General features: G+C 67.2%; 3 protein-coding genes. 2 read left to right on the forward strand and 1 reads right to left on the reverse strand.

Features of this window, described 5'->3' with window-relative positions:
* Positions 1-215, reverse strand: a 215-nt coding sequence (locus C7C46_RS31610; protein WP_146259295.1) for an LLM class flavin-dependent oxidoreductase, incomplete at its 3' end; no start/stop codon positions are given.
* Positions 216-301: 86 nt separating this feature from the next.
* Here C7C46_RS31610 and C7C46_RS31615 point away from each other — a divergent pair.
* Positions 302-613, forward strand: coding sequence for a hypothetical protein (locus C7C46_RS31615; RefSeq protein WP_110673358.1), 312 nt, complete (start codon positions 302-304; stop codon positions 611-613).
* 53 nt (positions 614-666) lie between these two features.
* A partial coding sequence (locus tag C7C46_RS31620) for a hypothetical protein (RefSeq protein WP_110673359.1) occupies positions 667-1,686 on the forward strand: 1,020 nt, incomplete at its 3' end.

Below are 1,686 nucleotides of genomic sequence, written 5' to 3' on the forward strand. Positions count from 1 at the left end.
GACGTTACCAGGGTCCCCAGACGGATACTCTCCGTAGCCGCCGCTGCGGCGGTCAAGGTGGGTACCGCCCCGAACCAGGGCGCGTCGCGGAAGGACCGCCAGGAGAGGTGGTCGTAGGTATAGGCGGCGTCGAACCCGAGGTCCTCGGCTCGCTGCCAGATCTTCTGACCCTCGCTCCAGCGGTGGATGGGGAGGATCACCGTACTCAGTCGCATGACATCGACCCTACGCGTGCACACCGGCGGGTGAGTGTTTCGGCAACCGGCAGTGATGCCACGAGCGCTACCACTAACGTGGCGGCATGAGCGCACTGGGCAGGGCCGAGCTTGAGGCCCTGATCGATGAGGCCACCGTCGATGCCTACGGCGAGGACGAGGAGCTGACGGGCCTGTTCACCATGATCGAGGAGCACCTCGCGGTGCCGTTCGGTACGACGGTCCTCGGAGTCGAGGTGACCGTGCACAGTGTCGATCTCTCCGAGGACGGCCGGATCGTCGCGTTGTGCTCGCGCGGCGCCACGCGACAGAAGATCGGGATTCTGGAGCTGCCGATGCCGACGCCTGCCCCTGTCGGTGCCGAGTGGGTCGAGGCTTACCGGCAGTGGGCCGGTTGAGGCCGAGCAACTCGCACATCACTTCAGAACCGGCGTGTACGGAGGGGCAGATCGTGGCGATCACAGCGCAGGAAGCGGATCACGGCACCGATGACCGTTCACTCGGTGAACTCACCGAACGCTGCGCCGAGTTGAAGGGGGATCTGGTCGCCTTCGCGCAGAGCTCGCGCTTCGACCAGTGGTTGACGCCGCCCCTGCTGGAGGCCGCCGGACCTGAGCGGCGACTGGACGAGACCGATGCGATCCGGATCACCGACCATTTCATCCTGCGGTACCGCCTGCCGGACGGTGCGACCGTGGTGGACCGGTTCGTCGCCGGGCGGCGGGACTTGAGTAAGGCCGACCGGGAGATGCTGCTCGGCTGGCGCGATCCGGTCGAAGGCATCTTCGAGATCCGTCGCAAGGACGGGGATGCTGTCGTCCTGCTGAACCTGGTCGACGACCTGGAGTACCGCACGTACTCGAACGTCGGGCGGGCGGCCTTCCGTGGAGTGTCCAAGGGAGGATTCCTCCTCGCCTGCCTGGTGCCCCTTGTCCCGACCGACGGGGCCTGGCTGGTCTCCGGGGCAATGTCCTACTACCCCAAGTCCAGCTCCTCCGAGATCGCCAGTGCCGCGGTCCAACTGGCAGCCGGCCAGCCCGAGCTGGTCTTTCGCAACCCCGAGAAGATCGAACAGGGCTGGCGGCAGATGCGGGAGGACCGGGCCGCCTTCGTCGAGTTCTTCGGCAGCGACGAACTGCTCCTTCCCCCAGCCGAAGCCGAGGAGCGGCTCAACGCCTACTACCGGCACCGGCAGGAGTCCGCCATCGCCGAGCACCCCGACCGCACCCGAGGCAGGCGGCTCCCGGGCCTCGACTTTCCGGCCTTCGAACTGCCGCGGGACCTCGCGGACTCGGACACCATCGGTGTCATCTACGACGACGTCGATGGAATGAACTTCTACGCGGACTACGGGATGCTGCGGGACCTCTTCGCCGACCCGGCCCGCATGGGCCGCAGGCAGCACCAGGACCTGCTGCGCACGTACCTGCGCGAAGAGTCGATCGCGCCGCTTCCGATCCGCCGCCTGGCC

Origin of the sequence: Streptomyces tateyamensis, assembly GCF_003205575.1 — a bacterium.
Taxonomy (GTDB): Bacteria; Actinomycetota; Actinomycetes; order Streptomycetales; family Streptomycetaceae; genus Kitasatospora; species Kitasatospora tateyamensis.

Excerpts from the sequence above, each read along its gene's own strand:
- C7C46_RS31615 (WP_110673358.1), top strand. The coding sequence starts at position 302 with ATGAGCGCACTGGGCAGGGCCGAGCTTGAGGCCCTGATCGATGAGGCC.